This is a genomic window from Synechococcus sp. CC9902 (assembly GCF_000012505.1).
Lineage (GTDB): Bacteria > Cyanobacteriota > Cyanobacteriia > PCC-6307 > Cyanobiaceae > Parasynechococcus.
This window is the reverse complement of record NC_007513.1, coordinates 784,038-805,047: the sequence shown is the minus strand read 5'-3', so window position 1 is coordinate 805,047 and position 21,010 is coordinate 784,038. Positions and strand designations below refer to the sequence as shown.

At 56.7% G+C, this 21,010-nt stretch carries 24 protein-coding genes and 1 pseudogene; 4 read left to right on the top strand and 21 right to left on the bottom strand.

Going from position 1 to position 21,010, the window contains the following annotated elements; all coding sequences use genetic code 11:
• Window positions 1–33: 33 nt before the first annotated feature.
• The 19 genes and pseudogenes from SYNCC9902_RS04015 to hisA form a co-directional block, all read right to left on the bottom strand.
• Complete coding sequence (locus SYNCC9902_RS04015) at window positions 34–1,101, bottom strand: class I fructose-bisphosphate aldolase (protein ID WP_011359602.1); 1,068 nt, start codon at window positions 1,099–1,101, stop codon at window positions 34–36.
• Between the two features lie 124 nt (window positions 1,102–1,225).
• Entirely contained in the window at window positions 1,226–2,293 is a 1,068-nt protein-coding gene (locus SYNCC9902_RS04010) for a Gfo/Idh/MocA family protein (protein WP_011359601.1), read from the bottom strand.
• A gap of 1 nt (window position 2,294) precedes the next feature.
• Complete coding sequence (locus SYNCC9902_RS04005) at window positions 2,295–2,666, bottom strand: hypothetical protein (RefSeq protein ID WP_011359600.1); 372 nt, start codon at window positions 2,664–2,666, stop codon at window positions 2,295–2,297.
• The gene (gene accD, locus SYNCC9902_RS04000) at window positions 2,663–3,544 is read right to left on the bottom strand and encodes an acetyl-CoA carboxylase, carboxyltransferase subunit beta (RefSeq protein WP_011359599.1); all 882 of its coding nucleotides are present in this window, start codon (window positions 3,542–3,544) and stop codon (window positions 2,663–2,665) included. Before accD ends, SYNCC9902_RS04005 begins: the two co-directional genes overlap by 4 nt.
• 22 nt (window positions 3,545–3,566) lie before the next feature.
• A pseudogene (locus SYNCC9902_RS03995) lies at window positions 3,567–4,367 on the bottom strand (A24 family peptidase).
• Window positions 4,355–4,642 carry a hypothetical protein gene (locus SYNCC9902_RS03990; protein WP_011359598.1) on the bottom strand — a complete coding sequence of 96 codons (288 nt, stop codon included), beginning with the start codon at window positions 4,640–4,642 and terminating at the stop codon, window positions 4,355–4,357. Before SYNCC9902_RS03990 ends, SYNCC9902_RS03995 begins: the two are co-directional and overlap by 13 nt.
• Before the next feature lie 80 nt (window positions 4,643–4,722).
• On the bottom strand, window positions 4,723–5,625 hold the full coding sequence (locus tag SYNCC9902_RS03985; RefSeq protein ID WP_011359597.1) for a phosphoribulokinase: 903 nt from the start codon (window positions 5,623–5,625) through the stop codon (window positions 4,723–4,725).
• 64 nt (window positions 5,626–5,689) lie between these two features.
• Complete coding sequence (gene leuB, locus SYNCC9902_RS03980) at window positions 5,690–6,763, bottom strand: 3-isopropylmalate dehydrogenase (protein WP_011359596.1); 1,074 nt, start codon at window positions 6,761–6,763, stop codon at window positions 5,690–5,692.
• 32 nt (window positions 6,764–6,795) lie between these two features.
• Window positions 6,796–7,839 (bottom strand): UDP-3-O-(3-hydroxymyristoyl)glucosamine N-acyltransferase, encoded by a 1,044-nt coding sequence (gene lpxD / locus SYNCC9902_RS03975; RefSeq protein ID WP_011359595.1) that lies wholly within the window; start codon window positions 7,837–7,839, stop codon window positions 6,796–6,798.
• 28 nt (window positions 7,840–7,867) lie between these two features.
• On the bottom strand, window positions 7,868–8,941 hold the full coding sequence (gene proB, locus SYNCC9902_RS03970) for a glutamate 5-kinase (protein WP_011359594.1): 1,074 nt from the start codon (window positions 8,939–8,941) through the stop codon (window positions 7,868–7,870).
• Window positions 8,938–9,459: a YqeG family HAD IIIA-type phosphatase gene (locus SYNCC9902_RS03965; RefSeq protein ID WP_011359593.1), complete on the bottom strand. Its 522-nt coding sequence runs from the start codon at window positions 9,457–9,459 to the stop codon at window positions 8,938–8,940. Before SYNCC9902_RS03965 ends, proB begins: the two co-directional genes overlap by 4 nt.
• A complete protein-coding gene (locus tag SYNCC9902_RS03960; protein ID WP_011359592.1) occupies window positions 9,447–10,001 on the bottom strand; it encodes a DUF3727 domain-containing protein in 555 nt (184 codons plus the stop codon). The genes SYNCC9902_RS03965 and SYNCC9902_RS03960 overlap by 13 nt, the downstream gene beginning before the upstream one ends.
• Before the next feature lie 19 nt (window positions 10,002–10,020).
• Window positions 10,021–10,515 carry a Holliday junction resolvase RuvX gene (gene ruvX / locus SYNCC9902_RS03955; protein WP_011359591.1) on the bottom strand — a complete coding sequence of 165 codons (495 nt, stop codon included), beginning with the start codon at window positions 10,513–10,515 and terminating at the stop codon, window positions 10,021–10,023.
• The gene (locus SYNCC9902_RS03950; protein WP_011359590.1) at window positions 10,497–11,537 is read right to left on the bottom strand and encodes a hypothetical protein; all 1,041 of its coding nucleotides are present in this window, start codon (window positions 11,535–11,537) and stop codon (window positions 10,497–10,499) included. The genes ruvX and SYNCC9902_RS03950 overlap by 19 nt, the downstream gene beginning before the upstream one ends.
• A gap of 43 nt (window positions 11,538–11,580) precedes the next feature.
• On the bottom strand, window positions 11,581–12,726 hold the full coding sequence (locus tag SYNCC9902_RS03945) for a hypothetical protein (RefSeq protein WP_011359589.1): 1,146 nt from the start codon (window positions 12,724–12,726) through the stop codon (window positions 11,581–11,583).
• Window positions 12,727–12,801: 75 nt separating this feature from the next.
• Window positions 12,802–13,344, bottom strand: a complete 543-nt coding sequence (locus tag SYNCC9902_RS03940; protein ID WP_041425338.1) for a thylakoid membrane photosystem I accumulation factor — start codon at window positions 13,342–13,344, stop codon at window positions 12,802–12,804.
• 50 nt (window positions 13,345–13,394) lie between these two features.
• A complete protein-coding gene (locus tag SYNCC9902_RS03935; RefSeq protein ID WP_011359587.1) occupies window positions 13,395–15,017 on the bottom strand; it encodes a DUF3685 domain-containing protein in 1,623 nt (540 codons plus the stop codon).
• A gap of 43 nt (window positions 15,018–15,060) precedes the next feature.
• Entirely contained in the window at window positions 15,061–15,429 is a 369-nt protein-coding gene (locus SYNCC9902_RS03930; protein ID WP_156771063.1) for a Fur family transcriptional regulator, read from the bottom strand.
• A 126-nt stretch (window positions 15,430–15,555) separates the two neighbouring features.
• Complete coding sequence (hisA, locus tag SYNCC9902_RS03925) at window positions 15,556–16,323, bottom strand: 1-(5-phosphoribosyl)-5-[(5-phosphoribosylamino)methylideneamino]imidazole-4-carboxamide isomerase (RefSeq protein ID WP_041425333.1); 768 nt, start codon at window positions 16,321–16,323, stop codon at window positions 15,556–15,558.
• A 317-nt stretch (window positions 16,324–16,640) separates the two neighbouring features.
• On the opposite strand from hisA, the gene SYNCC9902_RS03920 reads away from it, so the two are divergent.
• Window positions 16,641–17,561 (top strand): NAD-dependent epimerase/dehydratase family protein, encoded by a 921-nt coding sequence (locus SYNCC9902_RS03920; RefSeq protein WP_011359584.1) that lies wholly within the window; start codon window positions 16,641–16,643, stop codon window positions 17,559–17,561.
• Here SYNCC9902_RS03920 and SYNCC9902_RS03915 read toward each other — a convergent pair.
• Window positions 17,530–18,102: a CDP-alcohol phosphatidyltransferase family protein gene (locus SYNCC9902_RS03915; RefSeq protein ID WP_011359583.1), complete on the bottom strand. Its 573-nt coding sequence runs from the start codon at window positions 18,100–18,102 to the stop codon at window positions 17,530–17,532. The two genes, SYNCC9902_RS03920 and SYNCC9902_RS03915, sit on opposite strands and share 32 nt — an antisense overlap.
• Before the next feature lie 32 nt (window positions 18,103–18,134).
• On the opposite strand from SYNCC9902_RS03915, the gene SYNCC9902_RS03910 reads away from it, so the two are divergent.
• On the top strand, window positions 18,135–18,608 hold the full coding sequence (locus tag SYNCC9902_RS03910) for a CBS domain-containing protein (RefSeq protein ID WP_011359582.1): 474 nt from the start codon (window positions 18,135–18,137) through the stop codon (window positions 18,606–18,608).
• A 6-nt stretch (window positions 18,609–18,614) separates the two neighbouring features.
• Here SYNCC9902_RS03910 and SYNCC9902_RS03905 read toward each other — a convergent pair whose 3' ends face one another.
• Window positions 18,615–19,778 carry a hypothetical protein gene (locus SYNCC9902_RS03905; RefSeq protein WP_011359581.1) on the bottom strand — a complete coding sequence of 388 codons (1,164 nt, stop codon included), beginning with the start codon at window positions 19,776–19,778 and terminating at the stop codon, window positions 18,615–18,617.
• A gap of 56 nt (window positions 19,779–19,834) precedes the next feature.
• Here SYNCC9902_RS03905 and SYNCC9902_RS03900 point away from each other — a divergent pair, with 56 nt between their 5' ends.
• Window positions 19,835–20,326, top strand: a complete 492-nt coding sequence (locus tag SYNCC9902_RS03900; protein ID WP_011359580.1) for a L,D-transpeptidase — start codon at window positions 19,835–19,837, stop codon at window positions 20,324–20,326.
• Window positions 20,327–20,343: 17 nt separating this feature from the next.
• Window positions 20,344–20,616 carry a hypothetical protein gene (locus SYNCC9902_RS03895; RefSeq protein WP_011359579.1) on the top strand — a complete coding sequence of 91 codons (273 nt, stop codon included), beginning with the start codon at window positions 20,344–20,346 and terminating at the stop codon, window positions 20,614–20,616.
• The last annotated feature ends 394 nt before the right edge of the window (window positions 20,617–21,010 follow it).

Sequence of the window (21,010 nt, the reverse complement as noted above, 5' to 3'; positions counted from 1 at the left end):
CCTAAAAGACGCGTGAGTGTCATACGCGCTTGTTCAGTAGGTGTAACCAGCAACAAATAACTGTTCATCGGACGACGGCTGCGATCCTGCGACATAACAACCTTGAGACGCCTCTGAATTTGCTCGTGCCCGGGCGAGGAGCGCAGCCTGACCGCGTTCCGTCTCCGATCCTTTCCAAGCCTTCAGGCATGAATGTTGGAGTGCGCGTCCATAGGAAAAGCCAAGATTCCAACTTGCTTTTTTAGGGATACTATTCATCGTATTGAGATAAATAGACGCGGCCTCTTCACTCAAACCACCGGACAGAAAAACAATTCCAGGAACACTCGCAGGCACACTTCTCTCCAAGGTTCGGACGGTCATTTCAGCAACAATCTTTGGATCAGCCTTCTGGGAACAATCAGCTCCCTGTACTGTCATCGATGGTTTAAGCAATGTGCCTTCTAAAAGAACACCATTGGCATGGCAAGCCTGATAAACCTCTTGGATAACTCGCTCTTGAACTGCTGCTGTTACCTCAATTGTATGGTCGCCATCCATCAAAATCTCAGGCTCAATAATTGGGACTAAACCCGACTCCTGAACACTTCTGGCGTAACGGGCCAGACCCCATGCATTTTCACGAACGGAGAGATCAGAAGGACAGCCATCAGCTGTGATCTGGAGAACAGCTCGCCACTTGGCAAAGCGAGCACCTTGGGCGTAATAGTCGGCAGCACGCTCCACCAAGCCATCGAGGCCAGTGCAAAGGGTCTCCAAAGGTCCGGCTCCAGGAAGAGGGCGCAAACCTTGATCAACTTTAATTCCTGGGATCACACCCAGCTTCTGCAACTTTTGAACCATCGACTCACCATCGGCATGGTTTTGGAACAACGTCTCTTCGTAGAGAATTGCACCACTGATGTACTGACCCAGGCCTGCTGTTGTGAAAAGCATGCCACGGTAGGCCTGGCGATTCGCCTCTGTATTTTCAACATTTATTGAGCCTAATCGCTTGCCGACTGTCTTGGTGGATTCATCCACAGCAAGAATTCCTTTCCCAGACTCAGCGAGAGCACGTGCTGTTGCAATGAGCTCTTGAGAAAAGTCAGACAGCGACATCTTGAACTAAAAAGGAAATAGTTTTTTAGTCGAGAAATTTCCACGACTTGTCATTCGCTAACAAGCCATCGTGTCAATTGCGACAAATGATTGATTCATCGCGTCTAAGAGTAAGAAATTCGACTTAATTCGATGCCGCTGCATCACACGCAAGCCGGCTTGCCACGCCTTCCATTAATCCCGGGATCATTGGTTGCCCGCTACGCATACTCTCCGCCCACCAACCCTGAATCCTCGCCACGGGAGCCACACGCCCGTCACTCCAGGTGGTTGGGAAGGCCAAATCCGCATCCGCCTGGATCGATCGCAGCGGTTCCCCAGAGGAAGCCAACCAAAGAGAAAAACCATGGACATAGTCCTTTTGGTTCTCGCTGCCGAGGATCAAGGTTCCCTTGGATCCATACACCTCAAGCCAGCAGCCGCGGCCATTACGAGCGACCGATGCAAGATTCACTTGCGCTGGCACTGAACAATCGCTGCGCCCTTGCCAGCTCAGCGTGGTCTGAATCAAGGCGACGTCTTCCGCATCCACGGCTGTCATCGCCCCATCAGGACCTGGGCGCTCGGGGATAGAGACGCTGTTGAGCGCTTGGACCGCCCCCACTGGGCCAATCAACCAGGCCAAGGTGTCGAAGGCATGGGTTCCCAACGCTCCGATCACGCCACCACCGGCTTTGCGATCGGAATACCAGCTCCAGCCACGGCTGGCATCCGCCCGGCTACTCATCAACCAATCCAACTTGACCAGCCATGGTGTTCCCACTGCACCCGAGCGCAACAAGCGCTCGGCCTGCATAAACAAAGGCACCGCCCGGTACTCGTAATCCACCGCGACGCTTCGCTGTTGCCGTAGAGCTAGCCGCTGTAGCTCCATTGCCTGATCGGCATGGAGTGCGATCGGTTTTTCCAGCAACACATGCTTGCCCGCCTGAAGGGCGGCACGGGCCAATTCGAAACGAGGTTCCGGTGGTGTCGCCACAATCACGGCATCCACCGCGGGATCGGCCAACAACGCATCCCAGTTGTCGTAGCCCTGAAGACCCGACTCCGCACAGGCCAAATCGAGTCGCTCACGCCGAGGATGCCAAAGCGCCACGGCCTTCAAATCCTGATTGGCCTCTAAGGCCGGCAAATGCACCTTTTCGCCGAAACCCAGTCCGGCGATGGCAACTCCAAGGGGTTGGCTGGACATCTCAGCTTGCGAGAGGTTCGTTGCAGACAGCGTCGATCACCGAAACGATCAAGCCATCGTTCTCTGCAGCCTGCCAGGTGGAACGAAACCGGGGGATTCCGTTGACTTGTTTGTCGCGATAAAGCGATTGTCCACAGTCGAGCTCCATCACATAGAGCTCCCCCGGTCGCTGTTCACCATCCTCGGACGGGGCTGGGGTGAACCGACTCAGGACAGTCCGAAGGCCCTTTTTACTGTCTCGAATACTTCCACGGTCCCACCACTGCTGCCCGGCATCGGTGGCTGGAACTTCGATCCATTCCACGGGACCAGCCCAACTGATTCCCGCGCAACAGAACAGGGCAACGAACAAAACGAGAAGGCGACGAATCATGCGTTGGTGAGCTCTAACGACTTCGATCCATGCAGACGCAGGAGTGATGCCAGCGTGCTGCGGAATTGGGTGCGCGGAATGATGGTGTCGACAAAACCGTGGTCTTGAAGATATTCAGCCGTTTGAAAGTTATCGGGCAATTTCTCGCGCAGCGTTTGTTCGATCACCCGACGGCCGGCAAAGCCAATCAAGGCCTTGGGCTCAGCCAAAATCAGATCTCCCAGCATGGCGAAACTGGCGGTAACACCACCGGTGGTTGGGTGGGTGAGCAACGGTAAATACAGAAGCTCAGCCTCCCGATGACGCTCCAGGGCCCCTGAGATTTTCGCCATCTGCATCAGGCTCAACATCCCCTCCTGCATTCGCGCGCCCCCGGAGGCACACACAATCAGCAGGGGCAGCTTGCGTTTGGTGCATTCCTCCACCAAACGGGTGATTTTTTCCCCCACCACGGATCCCATGGAACCGCCCATGAAGCGGAAATCCATCACCGCCAAACCCATACCAATCCCATCCACCCGGCAAAGACCGGTAACCACACCATCGTTCAAGCCCGTCGCCGACTGGCTCTCCCGCAAACGGTCTGCATAGGCACGACGGTCTTTAAATCCCAGTGGGTCGATGGGAGCCAGATGCTCATTCAGGGGTTGGAAGCTCTCGGGATCAGCGATCAGAGCGAGCCGCTCGGAGCTATCGATGCGGTGGTGATACCCACAACCCGCACAAACACTGGCATTCAGACGAAGGTCCTTGAGATAAACAACAAGGCCGCACTCCGGGCACTTGCTCCAAAGGCCATCGCCCTCTTCGGGTTCCTGTTTGACATTGCCGACGTACTGACCTTTACGGCGGTCAGCAAACCAGTCGAAAAGGGACACACGAACCGGTCGGTTCGTTCCATTAAAGACCCAGCCATGGCGTAAGAGCCGCCTGCCATTGCTCCCACCACCAAAAAGGCCCCATTAACCACACCAGCCAAATGCCCAGGGCAATGAATGGGCCGAACGGAAAAGGTTGTTGCGGAGCCAGGCGTCCGGTGATCCGAGCCACGCCGCCAACGACAGCACCAGCGAACACCGCCAGGCCCATCGCCAGGGCAATGCCCCAGAGACCAAGCCAGGCCCCTCCCATGGCGGCAAGTTTGGCGTCTCCCAGCCCAAGCGCCGGCTTCCCCACCAACCGCTCAGCAAGAGCACTAAGCGACTCCAAGGCCAGAAGGGCTAGCACCGTGGCGATCAGGTGGTCGACGAACACGGGTAGTCAAGCGGTGGTACTGATGGACAACCCCACCAACACACCCCAGCGACAAAGGGGTTCGGGCAACCACATGTGATCGAAATCGATCAAAACAAGGGGGAGCAGCAGCGCAATCAATGGCAGCCCTGCCCAGGGCAACATTGCTGGGGGCAAGCCACCTCCCCCACTGGGCTGCACATAGGCCGCACTGAGCCATAACCCAGCACTGAGAGCCTCAACAACGGGGTAGCGGACACTGATGGGCGAACGACAATCACGACACCGCCCCAGCAGCAACAACCATCCAAAAATCGGCAGGTTGTCGTGCCAACGCACGGCATGGCCACAACGGGGGCAATGGCTGCCTGGAACAACAACCGACTCTTGGCGGGGAAGACGCCACGCAACCACATTGGTGAAACTGCCTACACACGCCCCAAACAGGGCAAGAACTAGCCCTTGCATCGGTTCCGCCCTCGTGGACTGCGACCACGAATCAACTCGATGCCAACGAACTCCTCCTCGGGTAAGAGCACCGGGAGATCAAACGCCACACGACCCTCTCCATGCTGCAGATCAACCACCGCACCAACAGGTTCCAACCCGGAGGGCGTGGCGGAGAGGTAGTTGAAATAGATGGTTCGTGCCAGAGCAATCAAGGCTCGGCTATCAACACGATCCCAACGTGGGGAGGTTGGTGTTCCAACAGCACCGCGAATTTCAAAGGAGGGCGATGACAAAGAAAAAGCCCACCTGATCAATCAGATGGGCCCATTGTAGAGATCAAAGTTCAATCCAAATGTGATTGGATCGCCTTATTTCAGCTGAGATTCTTTTTCTCTTCGATCATGCGATGAATGATCGGAGTAAGGATGAGTTCCATTGCGAAGCCCATCTTGCCGCCGTTCACAACAATGCTGGTGGGGCTGGACATGAAGGAATCGTGGATCATTCTCAATAGGTAGCCGAAATCGATCCCCCACTTTTCGCGAGCTCCCTTGCGGAAGTGGATGATCACGAAGCTTTCATCGGGTGTCGGGATATTCCGGCAGATGAATGGGTTCGAGGTGTCAATCGTTGGAACCCGCTGGAAGTTGATGTCGGTCTGACTGAACTGCGGGCAGATGTGATTGATGTAATCAGGCATCCGCCGCAAGATCGTATCCACAATCGCTTCAGCGGAATAACCACGCTCTGCGTTATCGCGGTGAATTTTTTGGATCCACTCAAGGTTGGTGATCGGCACCACACCGACAAGCAGATCGGCAAGACCGGCGACGTCGTAACCCTCACCCTGAACACCGCCGTGCAGGCCTTCGTAGAAGAGAACGTCGGTGCCTGAAGGGATATCTTCCCAAGGCGTGAACTGACCTGGGTCGAGGTTCACACCCAAGCGAGCGTTGTGTTCAGCCGCCTCTTCTGGGCTGTGCAGGTAGTAACGCTTCTGACCAGCACCCGTTTCGCCATAGGTGCGGAACAGTTCAGCAAGTTTGTCGAACAGGTTCGCTTCAGGACCGAAGTGGGAGAAGTTCTGCCCTGCAGAAAGCGCATCAGCCATCGCCTGCTTCATCGGCATGCGCTCATAGCGGTGGTAGCTATCGCCTTCCACCACTGCAGGGGTAATGCCTTCACGCGCGAAGATGTGCTCGAAGGCGCGCTTGACCGTGCTGGTTCCAGCTCCAGAGGAACCGGTGACAGCTACTACCGGGTGACGCTTCGACATCGACGCAAGGGTTAATGGTCCGGCGATCTTGCCAGATCAAAGCCCAAAATCACCACTCCAGATTTCAAAGAGCCTTAAGCAATTGCTCGCCCATGGCCTGACATCCCAGCGGAGTACAGCCTTCCGACATCAAATCGCCGGTTCGGAATCCGGAGGCGAGAACGGCATCAACGGCCCTTTCAAGGTCGTCTGCGGCAGAACTCTGCTTCAAACCAATGCGCAGCATCATCGCGGCGGAGAGCACCATGGCCATGGGGTTGGCCTTGTCTTGACCGGCGATGTCTGGAGCAGAGCCATGCACGGGCTCAAACAAGCCAGGACCATCGCTACCGAGGGAGGCGGAGGGCAACATTCCAATCGACCCCGTAAGCATCGCAGCCTCATCGCTGAGGATGTCGCCAAACAAGTTGCCCGTCAGCAGCACGTCGAACTGGCGGGGGTCACGCACCAGCTGCATCGCCGCATTGTCCACGTACATGTGGCTGACATCCACCTCGCCATAACGAGGCGCCATCGCATCAACGCGGTCCCGCCAAAGCTGGCTCACATCCAGAACATTGGCTTTATCCACGGAACAAAGGCGATTGTTTCTTTCTCCAGCGATCTCAAAAGCCACCTTGGCAATGCGATCCACCTCTGAGGCGGAGTAGGTCATCGTGTTGAACCCTCGTTCATCCCCATCGGCTTCAATCCGACCCTTCGGTTGACCGAAATAAATGCCACCTGTGAGCTCGCGAACCACCATCAGATCGACCCCTTCAATCACCTCCTGCTTGAGGCTGCTGGCACCAATCAAAGCCGGGACGATCTTCACCGGCCTCAGATTGGCGAACAGCTCGAGGCCTGATCGAAGACCAAGCAGTCCCGTTTCCGGTCGTTTCTCCCGGGGCAAGCTGTCGAAACGAGGGCTCCCAATCGCGGCCAGAAGCACCGCATCGGCCGACCGACATGCCGTGAGCGTGCTGGCAGGCAGTGGTTCACCGGTGGCATCAATGGCAGAGCCGCCGATCGGCTGCTCCTCAAACATGAGCTGAAACCCATGACGCTGGGCCACAACATCCAGTAACTGGCGGGCCACAGCGGTGATTTCAGGCCCAATGCCATCGCCTGGCAAAAGAACGACGCGGTATTGAGCCATGACGAACCCGAGCGGCAGAACAGGCGCTGAGGTTACTGAGAGATGTCGCGCTTCAACTCTCGAAGGGTCTTCGCCATCTCAGGCAACTTGCTGAATGCCGCAGAACAGCGCAGCCAGAGTCGATTGGGAATCGCTGGATAACCACTCACCACCTCACCGGGCGCCACCTCACCGTGGATCCCACTTTTCGAGCTCGCGATCGCCCCATCACCCACCACAGCTCGATTAGCCACACCAACCTGCCCGGCCAAAATCACGCCATGACCAAGCTTGGCGCCCCCGGCGATGCCAACTTGTGACGCCAATGCACAACCGCGCCCGGTGGTCACCCCATGGCCAATTTGAACCAGGTTGTCGATTTTCGATCCGGCACCGATGCGGGTTTCTCCGACGGAGGGGCGATCGATCGTGCTGCCACAGCCCACCTCAACACCGTCCTCTAAAACCACCTGACCGGTTTGAGGCATCTTTCGCCATCCGCGGGGCGTCGGCACAAAACCAAAGCCCTCCGAGCCAATCACAGCATTGGAATTCACAACACAACCACGACCGAGTCGACTGCCTGGATGGAGCACGGCGTTGGCATGCAGCTCACACCCCTCACCCACCTCCACATCGTCGTAAATCACCACACCTGGGTGAACGATGCAATTGGCACCAATTCTGCTCGAGGCGCCGATGCAGACGCGTGGGGCGATAAAGGTTCCAGGGCCAACCACCGCCCGCTCGTCCACCACTGCGGAGGGATGAATCTCCGCCAAAGGTCGCAGCCGTGGATGGAGACGCTCCAACGCTTCAGCAAATGCCAACCGTGGATTGGCCAACACCGCAAAAGCAATGCCCCGTTCACTGGCGCATTGGATCAGATCGGGTTGATCGGGAAGCAAAAGAGCTCCAGCACCCGTTTCAGTGAGTGCGGCAATCAGCGCATTGCCCTTCTCGAGGAAGCTCAATTGATCCCCCTTGGCCTGCTCTAGCGAAGCGGCACCGGCCAGAATTGGATCCGCGCCGCACTGGCTCCAACGAAGCTCGGCTTCACCGGTCTGCAGGTCCTTAAGGAGGGTGCTGAAGCGCATGCTGTGGCGGAGCTGTTGATCAAAAACGCTACCGGTCTTGAAGGACCAGGGCATCACGGTGCACGACAACCGGGGATGCCTCGGCATCCGTTACGACGGACAAGGCCTGACGCACCTGGTTGCTGTTGAGGGTGCAAAGACCCCGACCCAACTCCTGTCCATCGGGATCACGCAACAGCACAGGCCGGTTTGCCTCGAACTGACCCTTCACCGCCGTCACACCCACCAGCAACAACGAGGCACCGCGATGCAAAAGAGCCTGACAAGCGCCTTGGTCCAGGCAGAGTTCCCCCTCTGGAACCAAGACATGGGCCAACCAGCTGCGACGGTTGCCGAGGGGTTCGGGATGAGGATGAAAAACAGTGCCACCGCGGTCTCCCTCGAGCAGTCCGGCTAACCGAGCTGGATCGCGGCCATCGGCCAAATGAACGGTGACCCCGCTCGCCGTCGCAATTCTGGCGGCGGCGAGCTTGGTGGTCATGCCCCCCGTCCCCCAACGTCCACCATCGCCGGCTCCGGCCTCCAGCCACTTGAGATCACGGGGATGATGCACATCCGTAATCGGTTGCGCATTCGCATCGCTGCGCGGATCTGAGGAATACAAGCGATCAACATCCGTTAAGAGAAGGAGCTGATGGGCACCCACCGCTGCTGCCACCAACGCAGAGAGCGTGTCGTTGTCGCCAAAACGCAATTCAGCTGAAGACAACGCATCGTTCTCATTGATCACAGGCAGAACACCCCAAGCCAACAGCTGCTGCAACGTTCCCGACGCATTTTGGTAGCGGCGCCGGTCGACTAGATCCGAACGGGTGAGCAGCACTTGAGCCACGGACAGGCCATGAACCGCCATCGCCCGCTCGTACAGGGCCATGAGGTATCCCTGCCCCGTAGCGGCCGCCGCCTGGAGGGCGACGACGGTATCCGGGCGCTTGGGAAGGTGAAGCTTTTGGCAACCCAAACCAACCGCACCACTGGTGACCAACACCACCTGATCACCGCGACGCATGGCCGCAGCGAGTCCTGAGGCATACCCCTCAATCGTTGCGGCAGTGTCCCCCCGCAACAGGCTGGTCCCAAGCTTCACAACCCACAGGGTCATGCCGTTGGCGCCCCCATCCATCCCGCAAGAGTGCGCTCGAAGCGTTGAACGCGATCTTGGGAACAGGCGGTGCCGTCAGAACGCACCGGTCGGACTAGCACGGTGTAGAGCCCGAGACGATTCCCACAGAGCACATCGGTAAACAACCGATCCCCCACCATGGCGACACAATCCACCGGCAGGTCGAGGTCCTTGAGGACGCGCCTTAAGGACCCACGCCGGGGCTTTCCCGCTGCTGCGGTGAAACTGACATCAAGCTGGTCTGCAACCGCTGCAATCCGGCTGTGGGAAGGGTTATTGCTGAAAAGATGCAGGGAGAACCGCTGCTTGGCATCCATCAGCCACGCCAAAACGGGCTCTGGAAGCTTCACATCACGCCCGGGAAGCAGGGTGCGATCGACATCCAAAACAACCGCTTCAATTCCTTGCGCAGTCAGATGGGACAACGCCAGATGGGCAATGGTGAGCCCGGGGTCCCAATCGGGCTGCAGCAAGTGTTGACCCATCATTCCGGCCATTCACGCTCCTCAAGCTCCGCCTCAATCCGGGGTTGAATCCGGTCAAGCTCATCTTCACTAAGCAGTTCCGCTTGGCCATCAACCATTCGCACCAAAACAAGGAAAGGATCCAGGGGGATGTAGAGCCCGTACTCCTGGGCATCCACCATGAAACTCACCAGAAGCTCAAAGGTTTCTGCATCGTCGTCAAGGTCGTCTTCGTCGTCTAATTCTTCCAAGTCCTCCTGATCTGGCTCCTCCAGCTCTCCACTCACCGTGAGGGTGATGGCGGAGCGCACTAAAACGAGATCATGCTCCTGCAAGACCACATCCGCGACGGAGAGGATTGGCTCGCTACTGGAAACGCTGGTAATCGGCTCGGGCTCATCGTCTTCGCGCAGCCGAAAGAGAGAGACGGGGGTATCAACGGGCGAAAGCAGGGCGTAATCCTGACCGTCCAGAGGGATGAGGTGCTCTAAAAAGCAGAGCAGATCATGGCCTTCGCGATCACGCACCAACAATGTTGGGTGGTCTCCGCTCTTTCCTGCTGCGATGTCCGACATCGTCACTCGCTATCTGAGGTCAGGATCCACCATCGATGGGCTCAGCGCCCGTCCCAGCCGCCATCGATTGGGCCGGTTTAAGCGCCGGCCCATCCTGCAGCCATTGTTCAAGCAGCAACGCCGCTGCCGCACTGTCGAGTCGACCGGTCCGATCACCCTGTAAACCATGGCGTTCTCCAGCCGCCCAAGTGCTGCTGTGCTCGTTCACCCAAGCCAAGGGAAGCCCCAAAGACTGGGCCAAGCGCACGCCATAGCGTCGGCAGTGCTCAGCCTGGGCCGTGGGTTGTCCAGCCGCATCGAGGGGTAAGCCCACCACGAGTCCCTGCACGGATCGCGTCTGACAGTGATGACGCAACACCAATAGATCGTTATCAAAACGTCCACGGTGCAGGGCTGGTAAGGGCGACACCGTGATGCCGAGGGGGTCACATCCCGCAAGGCCGATGCGTTTCCGACCGACATCCAAACTGAGCACTGAACAGGCGGACGGCACCGTTACCGAGGCCCCAAGCATCGTGGCCCCAGGCTTGGGTTCGGCAGGGGGCTCCCCTGCGGGCGAAGCCGACCAAAGACGTCATCCAAAGACCGACTGAGCTGAAGATTTCGGTGTGCCACGTGGCGGCGCCACATGCTTCGACCTAAGAGCAGCTGCTCGCCTCCCCGGGTCCAACCTTGGGCCTCCAACACCCGAGACAACGGGGCATCATCAAAAGCCGTAATCAAGGAACGAGGGACACCTTGTTGCACAACCCTGCCGAGCACGACGGGGAGCGCCTGATCGAGACGAGGATCCCAAGCCACATCGCGAAGCAACTCAAAGGTGCCGTGGTCGCTGCTTTCCGTCAGGCGGATGCAACCGGCCAAAACGGTTTCTCCATCCACCAACACACCACAACCAGGGGCGTTGCGATCCAACAGATCTAACCAATGTCGATCGGTGATCTGGCGAAGATGGCTGAAATTACCCACCTGTTCGATCGGCCAGAGCAACTGAGCCGTTCGGCGGGTAATCGGCAACCAACTCAGCGGGTCAATGTCCCCTAGAGGGGAAGTCGTCCCAGACGATTGCGGGGGCAACCAGCTTTGATACGGCCGAAGGGGCTGGAAACCCAGCTCCCGCATCAAAGCAATGGCATCAGCATCTGAGGCCGGGCAGCGAATCACCCAGCTGCAAACCTGCGGCGCACCCAATTGAAGAGCTTCAAGTAGCAAATCGTGCTGAACATCCCGGAGGCTGTGGCGAGACGTCTCGCCGCTCAACTCCGGCAGCTGCAGCGTCCAGCACGTACCCCGACGGTTGTAAGGACGTGCCACAACCGTGGCAAGAAGCTGATCCTCATCCAAGGCCACCAAACATCGCGGCGATCGACTGGGAAGGAGGTCAGGAAAGCGTTGTTCAAAACGCGCTAACCAATCGCCGATCAGAACGGCTTGGAAACGAGGAAGAGCACCAGACTCGGCAATCACCCGGCAACGGGCGAGGTGAGACGGATTGAGTGATTCAATCCGCAGAGAGGTCAGGACTGGTTCTGACATCACCACCCCCCGTTAAGCCTGTTCCCACAATGTATCGCTCAATTCAGCTTGGGCGAACCAAAACCAAAGGAGTGCGCTGGTTGGCGTTGCCCGCTGGATTGGGCTGAAGCGCTCGGTGCAGAAGAGCTTCATCGCAACCAGCACTCGATGCCAGCACCTTCACCCGACCCAAATCATTGACATCGACGATGGCCACAGCAACGCCAAGGGCCGCGGCAGCCTCCTGGCAAAAGGCAGCGGGATGCTCCGGACCGAGCACGAGGGTTTGGTCATAGGGCGGGGTCGTGCCGGTGATGTCATCAATCAAGCGGGCTTGCGGTCCAGCTAAGCGATAGAAACCACCGGGGATTCCGATCAGTTTCATCAACAAGCCCCCGCACCAAGCCGCCAGAACACGGGTCGGGCCCACCAGATCAATCAAGGTCTGCATTCCGCAGGCAGAAGCCAGGCTGCTGGTGGGATGAAACACCCGACAGGCCAACCGAGCCACCATGCCTGGATTCACCTCACTGGGGTGCCGGTAACGCCCTTGGATCACCGCGAGAGGTGTTTCGCCAAGGGTGAGGACGTCGCCCGGTTGCACGACGGCCGAGGCGTAGGTGCGCAGCACGTCAATCGCATCATCCAGGGGGCCCAAAAGATGGGTCTTCAGGGGCAAAACGGAACAACCGTCGCCCGGAATAAAGGACGCTTCGGCCGCTTGAACAGGCTGGGGGCGACGCAACGGCACCAAAACACCCTGGCGACGCTGCAAGCGACCAAACGGTCCGTAATTGCTCCAGTGGACATCCACCCAAAGGCTGTCGACAAGGTCGAGAGGAGCCGCGCCCGCGATATCCACCCTCACCCGGACCCGCGTGGTTTTACGGCCTTTGACGATGTAAGCCACCCAGTACCCATCCGGCCGTGTCTCTTCATCGGGATGGTCGGCCTCCACGCGTGTCGTGACCGTCAACGCAGATGGATCGCCCTGACCGAGCAAAACAGGATTGACCTGGAAATCAGGGACAAAAACCTCCATGCGTGGATGGGGGTTATGGATCTCGAGAACACCCTCAATCCGAAGCTTGCCTGGAAGACTGGACACCGACCAATGCTTGGGCTGCATGCGCAGGGGCGATGAAGGCCTGAGGCGATGACGAAGCTCCAGCCAGGCCACACCGAGTCCGAGGGCCAGTGGAGCGATCATCAAGGGCACGGCGAACAACCGGCAGGGCGCCGGGAAAACTCGCCGGCAGCGTAGGCGCCCCCCACCAAGACGTCCTTATTTTGAAGTGACTTCGACGTTCACTTCGTTGAAGCTTCCACCTTGGTTGATGTCACCCAACTCAGGGGCTGGCAATCCAGTGGCAGAGCTAATCGCCTCGTTGATCTCTGCCAAGGGCACCTGACCGTCGCGATCAAACACAACTCTGGAATCGGGTCCGATCACCACCACCTGGGGAATGGATCCATTCCAATACGTCAATGGATCCTTGGGTCCCGTTGCTGGGCGTCCCTGCAGGCCATCCGTTGTCAGCGGAATCAAGTCAATATTTCGGCCCCACAGCCGCTGGAGTTCAGACACCACAGGGGCAAAGCGCTTACTCACAGCACTGTCATCCAAGTAGTAGATCACCACAGATGTTCGCCCTGCATCCATGGCTTCACCGAGGGTGACAGCGGGAGGAACAAGCGATCCGTTGCCCGCATACAAGGCATAAATATTGCCGTCGTAGCTATCGGTATTGAGGACGGCGCCAACAGGGGCAACCCAAAGCAGCAGTGCTGCCGATAAACCGAGCAAAAGCTTCAGCAAAGGGGCCATCAAACCGACATCGCAGACGCCATTGTGACCTTCAGACGCAAATGGCAGCGTCAACCTCGACCCAGACTGCGGCCCATACCTTGGGCAATGCCACGACCGACAAGACCGATCGCGCGACCCAAAACCTGGGTTAACAACACGACGGCAAGGTCGCCCAACCGTCGGACGAGGCCCTGCACCTGCGGTGCCAAAGCGTCACGGGTTTCAAGCAACAGCGCCACCTGACGCTGCCACCAACCCAGTTGGTTCAACTCATGATCCCTGGGCTCTGTGAGCTGAAGCGGCTCAATGCGCCCCTGGCGCAATTGAAACAACGTGCGTTGGCTTTCGTACAGCTGAATCGGACGGTCAACCCAGTCGAACCAGCGCATCTGTGTATTGAGTCGATTGCGCAAACGATCCAACTCTCGTGTCGCAATGAGTGAATCACGCAGTAAGTAGCGCCGTAACTCAGGCCATTGACCACAGGACTCCAGTAATTCGGATCCGATTAATTCCGCCGTACGAACCAACCAATTGCTCACCAACGTTTCCAGCTGAAGCAGGGCCCGGGGATCGTCGGCTGAAAGCAACTGGCCGTTCACGAGCACCGGTTGATCGATGAGTAACGGTGCCAGCATCGCGGTGGGGTCAGGTAGATCACCGTCATCCCCACTGAGATCGGCCTGCTTCAACAAGACAGTCACCACAGATTGGAGCTCACCATTTCTTGGAATCTGCACGTAGCTTCCCGCCATTGCTGTGACGGCTTGCTGGCGCAGTTCAGGCTGAAGCTGCTCCCACATGCTGTCCAAGCAAGGGGCCTGATCACTTCCTCGGAGTTGGTTGAGCACTGAATCCAGCTGCTGAAGCAGGGCCAGCAGTAATTCACGGCGGCGATCTGGATGCAAACCTTCGATGGCGAGCAACCGACCAGTGGCATTGGTGAGGCCGACTTGAACTGAGTCGTCGAGACGATCACGGATCGCTTCCCAGACAGCGGTGGAATTTCGCTCCCGCAGGGTGATGGCGGTGGATTCCAGCGTTGCCCTTGGCTTGAAGGATGCCCTAAGCGGCACGGCATCCTCCAAACCAAGCTGTAACGGTCCCCAGAGCATCAGCAACAAATCGCGGGCACTGCGCAATTCACGACAGCGCCCCTCCATCAGCAAGCGAGGTAAAAACTGGGATGGCGGAGGATTGAGCATCGCCTCAATCACCTGAAGATCGTGACTGATCTGCTGCAGGCCGCTGATCAGCACCCATTGTCCGAAGCCCATCGTGGGCGCCTCAAGTTGGGGCGACTGGCTTCCAACCTCCAATCGAACGAAGCGTCCACCCGTCAGCAAGGCTTCGATCGATTCGCTGAGGGTGGCGAGATCACAGTTCTGCAGCAAGCCACTAGCGGAAAGACTCAGCAGCTGCTCGCGGCTTGCAGCCACATCCGGCGGTAAGAGAAGCAACAACGGCGCTGGTTGCCAGCGCTCCCCCAACCGCATCACTTCCTGCTGGATCGCCCCGAGGGAGGTCACAGTATCGATCGACCAGACCACCAAGGCGGGGTGACCAGGCAGCTGATCGGGCTTCAAAAGCACGTCCCAGCCTGGATTTGCCGTTGTTAGCTGCAACGCCAACGACTCCCCGAGGAGATCGGGCGCCAACAGCAAAATCCGCACCGGAGACGAAGAGGCCAAGCCTTACAACCGAGGGGTTGTCGTCAAGGTAACGAGACTTTGCTCAATCCTCCAGTGTGCGTCGCCCATTCAGTTGAAGCGTGTAGGACTCAATGCGAAAGCCCGTACGTTGTTCGATCTGCCTGAGCAGGTCTTGGGGCAAGTTGACGTCGATATCTTCAATCAGGCCTGAATCAAGGCACGTGAGATGGCTATGGGGATCACTGCGGTAGCCATACAAGCGACCATTGGCACGGTCTAAGCATTCAATAACTCCAGCAGACTGGAGCGCTTCAAGATTTTGATAAACGGAGGTATGGCCAATGCTTCTGCCTTGCACATTCAGTTTTTCAAAAATATCCCGAGCACTTAAGTGACTTTTCTCGCTCCAAAGCAGATCGAGGACCATGCGCCGTTGACGGCTGAGGCGCATGCCTAATCGGCGGCATTGCTCAAAAACGTTTTGGAGGCTGCCCGGATTGGGCAAACCATCGATGTCAGTGGTGGAGGTTGGCCTTACCACAGAACACTGTCTCTCTAGACATTCTAGGTCCCATCATTAGGCCAAATCAGTTGAGCCGCAAGTTATGTCCTGCAGGCGGTCATCACCAATCGCGCCGATCGCCTCCGCGAGGTCAATCCGCCCGTCGTACAACGCCCGGCCGACGATCACGCCACTTACACCCTGATCTTCGAGGGGCAGCAGCGACAAAAGATCGGCCATACATCCAATCCCCCCTGACGCGATCACTGGAACGCTGCTGGCTTGAGCCATCTCGCGCAGAGCATCAAGGTTTGGCCCCGCCAATGTTCCATCGGTGGCGATATCGGTGGTGATGATCGCGGCGATTCCCGAATCACTGAAGCGGCGGGCGAGGTCGGTTGCCAAAACATCGCTTTGCTCAAGCCAGCCTCGGGTGGCCACCTTCCCTTTGTTGGCATCGATCCCAACAACCACAGACCCTGGATGACGCTCAGCGAGCACCTGAACCAAATCCGGCTGTTCGATCGCCACCGTGCCCAAAATCACCCGCTCCAAGCCGCAGTTGAGGAGATCTTCGGCGCGTTCGATCGAGCGCACGCCGCCACCCAGCTGCACGGGAATATCCAAGGCGTTGGCGATCGCTCTCACCGCAGCATCATTCGCGGGCTCGCCCCGTTTCGCACCATCTAAATCGACGAGATGAAGCCGCTTGGCTCCCTGGCTCTGCCAACTGAGCGCTTGGGCCACAGGATCATCACTGAACCGGGTCACCTGGTCATAATCCCCTTGGTGCAAACGCACACAGGCACCGTCAAGCAGATCGATGGCGGGGATGATCTCCATGGGGCCAAACAATGGGCTATCCATCCTGCAGGAGCACGGTCTGTCGAACGTCGGCCATTGAAAAATTCACACGAACTAAGATTAATTTTCCAAGGAAAAACATTTTTTCAACAACAAAAAATACTGAATAGCTACTCCTATCAACAGGAATAAATAAAATTAATTTGGTTCAGATACTGCACCATTTTTTCAAGATTGTCGAATAACAGTTATTTGATTCGGGGCCGATGTTCAGCGGGATCCATCCCTTAGATTTTCCTAGTTTTAAATCTGGTTAGGACAACAAACCGTCCCAACCAATCTGGAGGCGCAACGTCATGCAAATTCTGGTGATGGGAGGAACCCGGTTTGTGGGCAAGCCTCTAGTGGCCAGGCTCATGGCCCAAGGCCATGCGCTCACCCTGTTCACGCGCGGAAAAAACCCTGTTCCCGCTGGCGTTGAGCACATCACGGGAGACCGCAGCAGCGATGAAGGCCTCAGCGCACTGCAGGGCCGTGCCTTTGATGTGATCGTTGATAGCTCCGGCCGAACACTGGATGACAGCCGTCGTGTTCTCACCGCGACAGGGCACCCCCGCCATCGCTTTGTTTACGTGAGCTCGGCTGGGGTCTATGCCGGATCAGACCACTGGCCGCTGGATGAAAACAGTCCGACCGACCCAAAAAGTCGGCATGCGGGGAAAGCCGACACCGAGGCATGGCTCACAGCTGAAGGGGTTCCTTTTACCAGCTTCCGACCGACCTATATCTATGGGCCTGGCAACTACAACCCAATCGAGCGCTGGTTTTTTGATCGGATTGTGCATGAACAACCGGTGCCCCTCCCCGGCGATGGCACCACCATCACGCAATTGGGTCACGTCGATGATCTCGCCGAAGCCATGGCCCGCTGCATTGATGTGGATGCAGCCGCCAACCGGATCTACAACTGCTCCGGCAAGCAAGGAGTCACATTTGAAGGCCTGATCCGAGCAGCGGCTCAGGCCTGTGGAAAGGATCCAGAGACCGTTGTGATGCAGTCGTTTGATCCCTCAGCCCTGGATCCAAAAGCGCGGAAGGCTTTCCCGCTACGACTCAATCACTTCCTGACTGACATCACACGGGTTGAGCGAGAGCTGGCCTGGCATCCACAGTTCGATTTGGCGGCGGGTTTAGCGGATAGCTACGCCAACGATTACGCCACCAATCCCAGCTCAAGCCCCGACTTCAGCTCCGACGCCACCCTGATTGGGGCTTGAGGTAGTCCGCGGCCGAGGTCAAGGCCAAAGCCCAAGAGGGCCAGAACAACCACCATCCGCAAACCACCAGCGCTGACTGGCCGACCCATCCCGGCGGCCAGAGCAACAGCAACAAGCTCGTGAACTGAAGAATTGTTTTGGCTTTACCGCCCCATGACGCTGGAGCCCCATCACTGGCTCCCGCCCGCCAACCTGAGATCAACAGCTCTCGGGCCAACAGGATCCAAATCGCCCACAAAGGGAGCGTTCCACTGGCCGCAAACCAAAGCAGAGGAGCCGCAATCAGCACCTTGTCGGTCAGGGGGTCAAGCCTGGCCCCCCAGCTGGTGCCACCCCCAGCGCGGCGGGCCAACCACCCATCAGCCGCATCGCTCAACCCAGCAAATAGCAATAGCCACCAGGCCATCACAGCCCAACCCTGCTGAAGCGCCAGGATTAAGGGGAGGCCAGCCACTGCCCTGCCGATGGTGAGGCCATCAGCCAAGAAGCGCAGCGATCGAGACGGGATTCGAGACAGGATTCGAGACAGTGATGGTGACAACGGCGCAGAATGGATGCAGATCGTTCTGAATCATGGTCCTGCAGCTGACGGTGGCCGACGTGATGACCAAACCCGTGCTCACCGTTCGAGCCGACACCCCACTGCAAGAGGCGGTGAAGCTCATCAGTGACCATCACGTCAGTGGCCTACCGGTTGTTGATGAGCAAGGGGCATTAATCGGCGAATTGAGTGAAAAAGATCTCATGGTTCGCGAAAGCGGCGTGGATGCAGGCCCTTACGTGATGCTCCTAGACAGCGTGATCTATCTGCGCAATCCACTCAACTGGGACAAACAAGTGCATCAAGTACTCGGCACCACTGTTGGTGAACTGATGCAAAAAAATAGTCACAGTTGCGACGGCACCCTTGATCTTCCCAAGGCCGCGTCCATGCTTCACAACAAGGGCACACAGCGTTTATTTGTACTAGATAACGAGAAAAATCCCATCGGTGTTCTCACCCGGGGCGATGTTGTACGAGCGATTGCATCCCAGCAAACAAACTGAGGCAAATTAATTGCTTTTACGGATTGCGATTGCAATGGGTCGGATGGCGCGGAAGTCCACCAGATCGCCAACCTTCAATGTTTTTACTGGATCACCCGTCACGACATTGTGAACATCAAGGTTGTGAACTCCACCAAAAGGGCCCCGAAGGCTGAGCTCATGGTCGTCTTCTGAGATCTTGACCACCTGAGCAGTGCCGGTGGTCATTGCAACTTTGGCGCCTTGACGAACCGGTCCAAATTGCTCCGACAGAATTACGTCTTCTCGTGAAAAGGTGAGAGCCTTCCGCGAACTTTTACGTAGATCAACGACCAATCCATCAAGCAGGTCAACGGTGATCTCGTCGCCCACTTTGAGCCCTGCGGTGGACAAATCAACACCACTGGTGATCAACATGTCGTGGCCGTAGGGCGTGCGAAGTTCCAGCACCTTTTCAGCTGGCATGATCCGTTGAACCGTGCCAGATAACTTCGTTATTTCGAAGGATTCAAGCAGCTCCGCTTTCAAACTTCCTCGCTCAGTCACCGCATCGGATAGCAACGGTTGCGACTTCGCCATTGGATTGGCTTGCGCTTTTGCAATGGGCGCTTTTTTGATTTGAACGGCAACAGGTTGAATCAACCGAAAATTCACCAGATCCCCTGCGTTCAACAACGGGAAAAGGTCATCATCGGGATCCGCAAGAACATCGAGATTGTGAATGCCCCCCAGCGGACCCATCAAGCTGATGCTGCGGTCGTCCTCGGACAATTTAATAATCCGAGCAGTACCTGATGCCAAAGCGAGCCGCATTCCCTTCTTTAGTGGCCCCATATCGAGGGGCATGATGATGTCTTCCCGGTTAAAACTCAGCTTCGTCGTGGTGCTGCGTTGCAGGTCCACCACCAAGCCATCAAGCACCGAGACATCAACACCATCTCCAGGCCGCAACCCCAGTGGGGCTAAGTCGATGCCGACGGTGATGATTTCCTTATGACCTTCGGGATCAACCACCTCAATCACCTTCTGAGCAGGTGACACCACATTCACAACACCACGCAGGTGTGTGACCTCAAAACCTGCCAATTCCTCCAGCGAAAAACCGGCTCGTGCAGGGATGTTGAGTGTGAGAGCCGAAACGGCAGCAGCAGCAGTAATCAGAGCTGCACGAAAACCGGAAGTTCGGAACATCAAACGTCAACTAATTAAGCGTTGCCTCGACGCTAGCTCCTTTCGAATGCGTCAGAATGAGAGCAGGTTGCTTTTTACGGAAATCCATGTCCGTCCGTCCATGTTTGTTGGCAGCCCTGCTTGCAATTGGCTTTTCATCAACCGCTCCCGCTCAGGCCGACATGTCGATTGAGGTGAGCTTGAAACATCGATATCTCACGTTGTTTGAAGATGGAAAGGTCATTGGGAAATACCCCATCGCCATTGGAGCTCCTGAATCTCCAACCATCGCAGGAAACTTTGATATTAAAAGCAAAGATGCTGCACCCGTTTATCATAAGAAAGGAAAGGTAATTGCACCAGGGCCTGACAATCCCGTGGGTGTTCGTTACATGCCCTACGTAAGGTTTGGCCGCGATGAATATGCAATTCATGGCACAGCATGGCCGAGCTGGGTGAACCTAAGGGCAGCCGTGAGCCTTGGCTGCATTCGCATGTTGAACAACGATGTAATTCAAGTATTCAACCGTGTTGATGTTGGGACCCCAGTTGTCGTCACCGCAAATTAATTTCACATCTAAAGCCCATGATTCTCCGATTGATTCTTATTTCTGCTGCAACCGCCCTGCTTCCATCCATCGCTTTTGCCAATGCAAACCAGGAGATGAATGAAGGGGATTTCCTTGACTTAGTCGATGCCAGCGGGCACGTCACGGTGCAAGGTAATGGCGTTTCTGGCGTCAACACTATTGCAAAGGCCCAAGGCTTGAGCCTTCCAGCCCTTGGATACTGGTCTCCTGAAGGGCATTGCTTCACCAAGCCAGCCCCAGGTCCGTGCAATGGCGTCTTTAAAGAGTAAGAAATTGAGGCTAAAATCACCTTAAAGATTTTACCTCCTGAGCTCTTCTTTTATTACATTCGAAGGGATTAAAACTCATCAATAATAAGTTATTCAAATGCATACATTTTGCCAAATTTATGCAATATGTCTCTAATTTGAAAACACATAAGCTTCTGACAATCACGTGTTTAACAACCAGTTAGGCAATTCCAAACAGCGCCAAAGTGCATCTCACCCTTCAAACAAATCAATGCGGCTAATGCGATAATGAATGCATTAACAGCGATGAATACAATGTTAATAGAAACTTGGTCGTTCATCGGCCAACTATCGCACACTTATATCCACAATATTCCCCTATCAAAACTAAAACTGTCACGACGCAAGGATGAAGGACCCTGATCAGGCCCAA

What these genes read in the sequence shown, in the direction of transcription:
- SYNCC9902_RS04015 (WP_011359602.1), bottom strand. Translation starts at nt 1,101, where the DNA reads ATGTCGCTGTCTGACTTTTCTCAAGAGCTCATTGCAACAGCACGTGCT.
- SYNCC9902_RS04010 (WP_011359601.1), bottom strand. Translation starts at nt 2,293, where the DNA reads ATGTCCAGCCAACCCCTTGGAGTTGCCATCGCCGGACTGGGTTTCGGC.
- SYNCC9902_RS04005 (WP_011359600.1), bottom strand. Translation starts at nt 2,666, where the DNA reads ATGATTCGTCGCCTTCTCGTTTTGTTCGTTGCCCTGTTCTGTTGCGCG.
- SYNCC9902_RS03985 (WP_011359597.1), bottom strand. Translation starts at nt 5,625, where the DNA reads ATGTCGAAGCGTCACCCGGTAGTAGCTGTCACCGGTTCCTCTGGAGCT.
- leuB (WP_011359596.1), bottom strand. Translation starts at nt 6,763, where the DNA reads ATGGCTCAATACCGCGTCGTTCTTTTGCCAGGCGATGGCATTGGGCCT.
- lpxD (WP_011359595.1), bottom strand. Translation starts at nt 7,839, where the DNA reads ATGCGCTTCAGCACCCTCCTTAAGGACCTGCAGACCGGTGAAGCCGAG.
- proB (WP_011359594.1), bottom strand. Translation starts at nt 8,941, where the DNA reads ATGACCCTGTGGGTTGTGAAGCTTGGGACCAGCCTGTTGCGGGGGGAC.
- SYNCC9902_RS03965 (WP_011359593.1), bottom strand. Translation starts at nt 9,459, where the DNA reads ATGGCCGGAATGATGGGTCAACACTTGCTGCAGCCCGATTGGGACCCC.
- SYNCC9902_RS03960 (WP_011359592.1), bottom strand. Translation starts at nt 10,001, where the DNA reads ATGTCGGACATCGCAGCAGGAAAGAGCGGAGACCACCCAACATTGTTG.
- ruvX (WP_011359591.1), bottom strand. Translation starts at nt 10,515, where the DNA reads ATGCTTGGGGCCTCGGTAACGGTGCCGTCCGCCTGTTCAGTGCTCAGT.
- SYNCC9902_RS03950 (WP_011359590.1), bottom strand. Translation starts at nt 11,537, where the DNA reads ATGTCAGAACCAGTCCTGACCTCTCTGCGGATTGAATCACTCAATCCG.
- SYNCC9902_RS03945 (WP_011359589.1), bottom strand. Translation starts at nt 12,726, where the DNA reads ATGATCGCTCCACTGGCCCTCGGACTCGGTGTGGCCTGGCTGGAGCTT.
- SYNCC9902_RS03940 (WP_041425338.1), bottom strand. Translation starts at nt 13,344, where the DNA reads ATGGCCCCTTTGCTGAAGCTTTTGCTCGGTTTATCGGCAGCACTGCTG.
- SYNCC9902_RS03930 (WP_156771063.1), bottom strand. Translation starts at nt 15,429, where the DNA reads ATGCGCCTCAGCCGTCAACGGCGCATGGTCCTCGATCTGCTTTGGAGC.
- hisA (WP_041425333.1), bottom strand. Translation starts at nt 16,323, where the DNA reads ATGGAGATCATCCCCGCCATCGATCTGCTTGACGGTGCCTGTGTGCGT.
- SYNCC9902_RS03920 (WP_011359584.1), top strand. Translation starts at nt 16,641, where the DNA reads ATGCAAATTCTGGTGATGGGAGGAACCCGGTTTGTGGGCAAGCCTCTA.
- SYNCC9902_RS03910 (WP_011359582.1), top strand. Translation starts at nt 18,135, where the DNA reads ATGGTCCTGCAGCTGACGGTGGCCGACGTGATGACCAAACCCGTGCTC.
- SYNCC9902_RS03905 (WP_011359581.1), bottom strand. Translation starts at nt 19,778, where the DNA reads ATGTTCCGAACTTCCGGTTTTCGTGCAGCTCTGATTACTGCTGCTGCT.
- SYNCC9902_RS03900 (WP_011359580.1), top strand. Translation starts at nt 19,835, where the DNA reads ATGAGAGCAGGTTGCTTTTTACGGAAATCCATGTCCGTCCGTCCATGT.
- SYNCC9902_RS03895 (WP_011359579.1), top strand. Translation starts at nt 20,344, where the DNA reads ATGATTCTCCGATTGATTCTTATTTCTGCTGCAACCGCCCTGCTTCCA.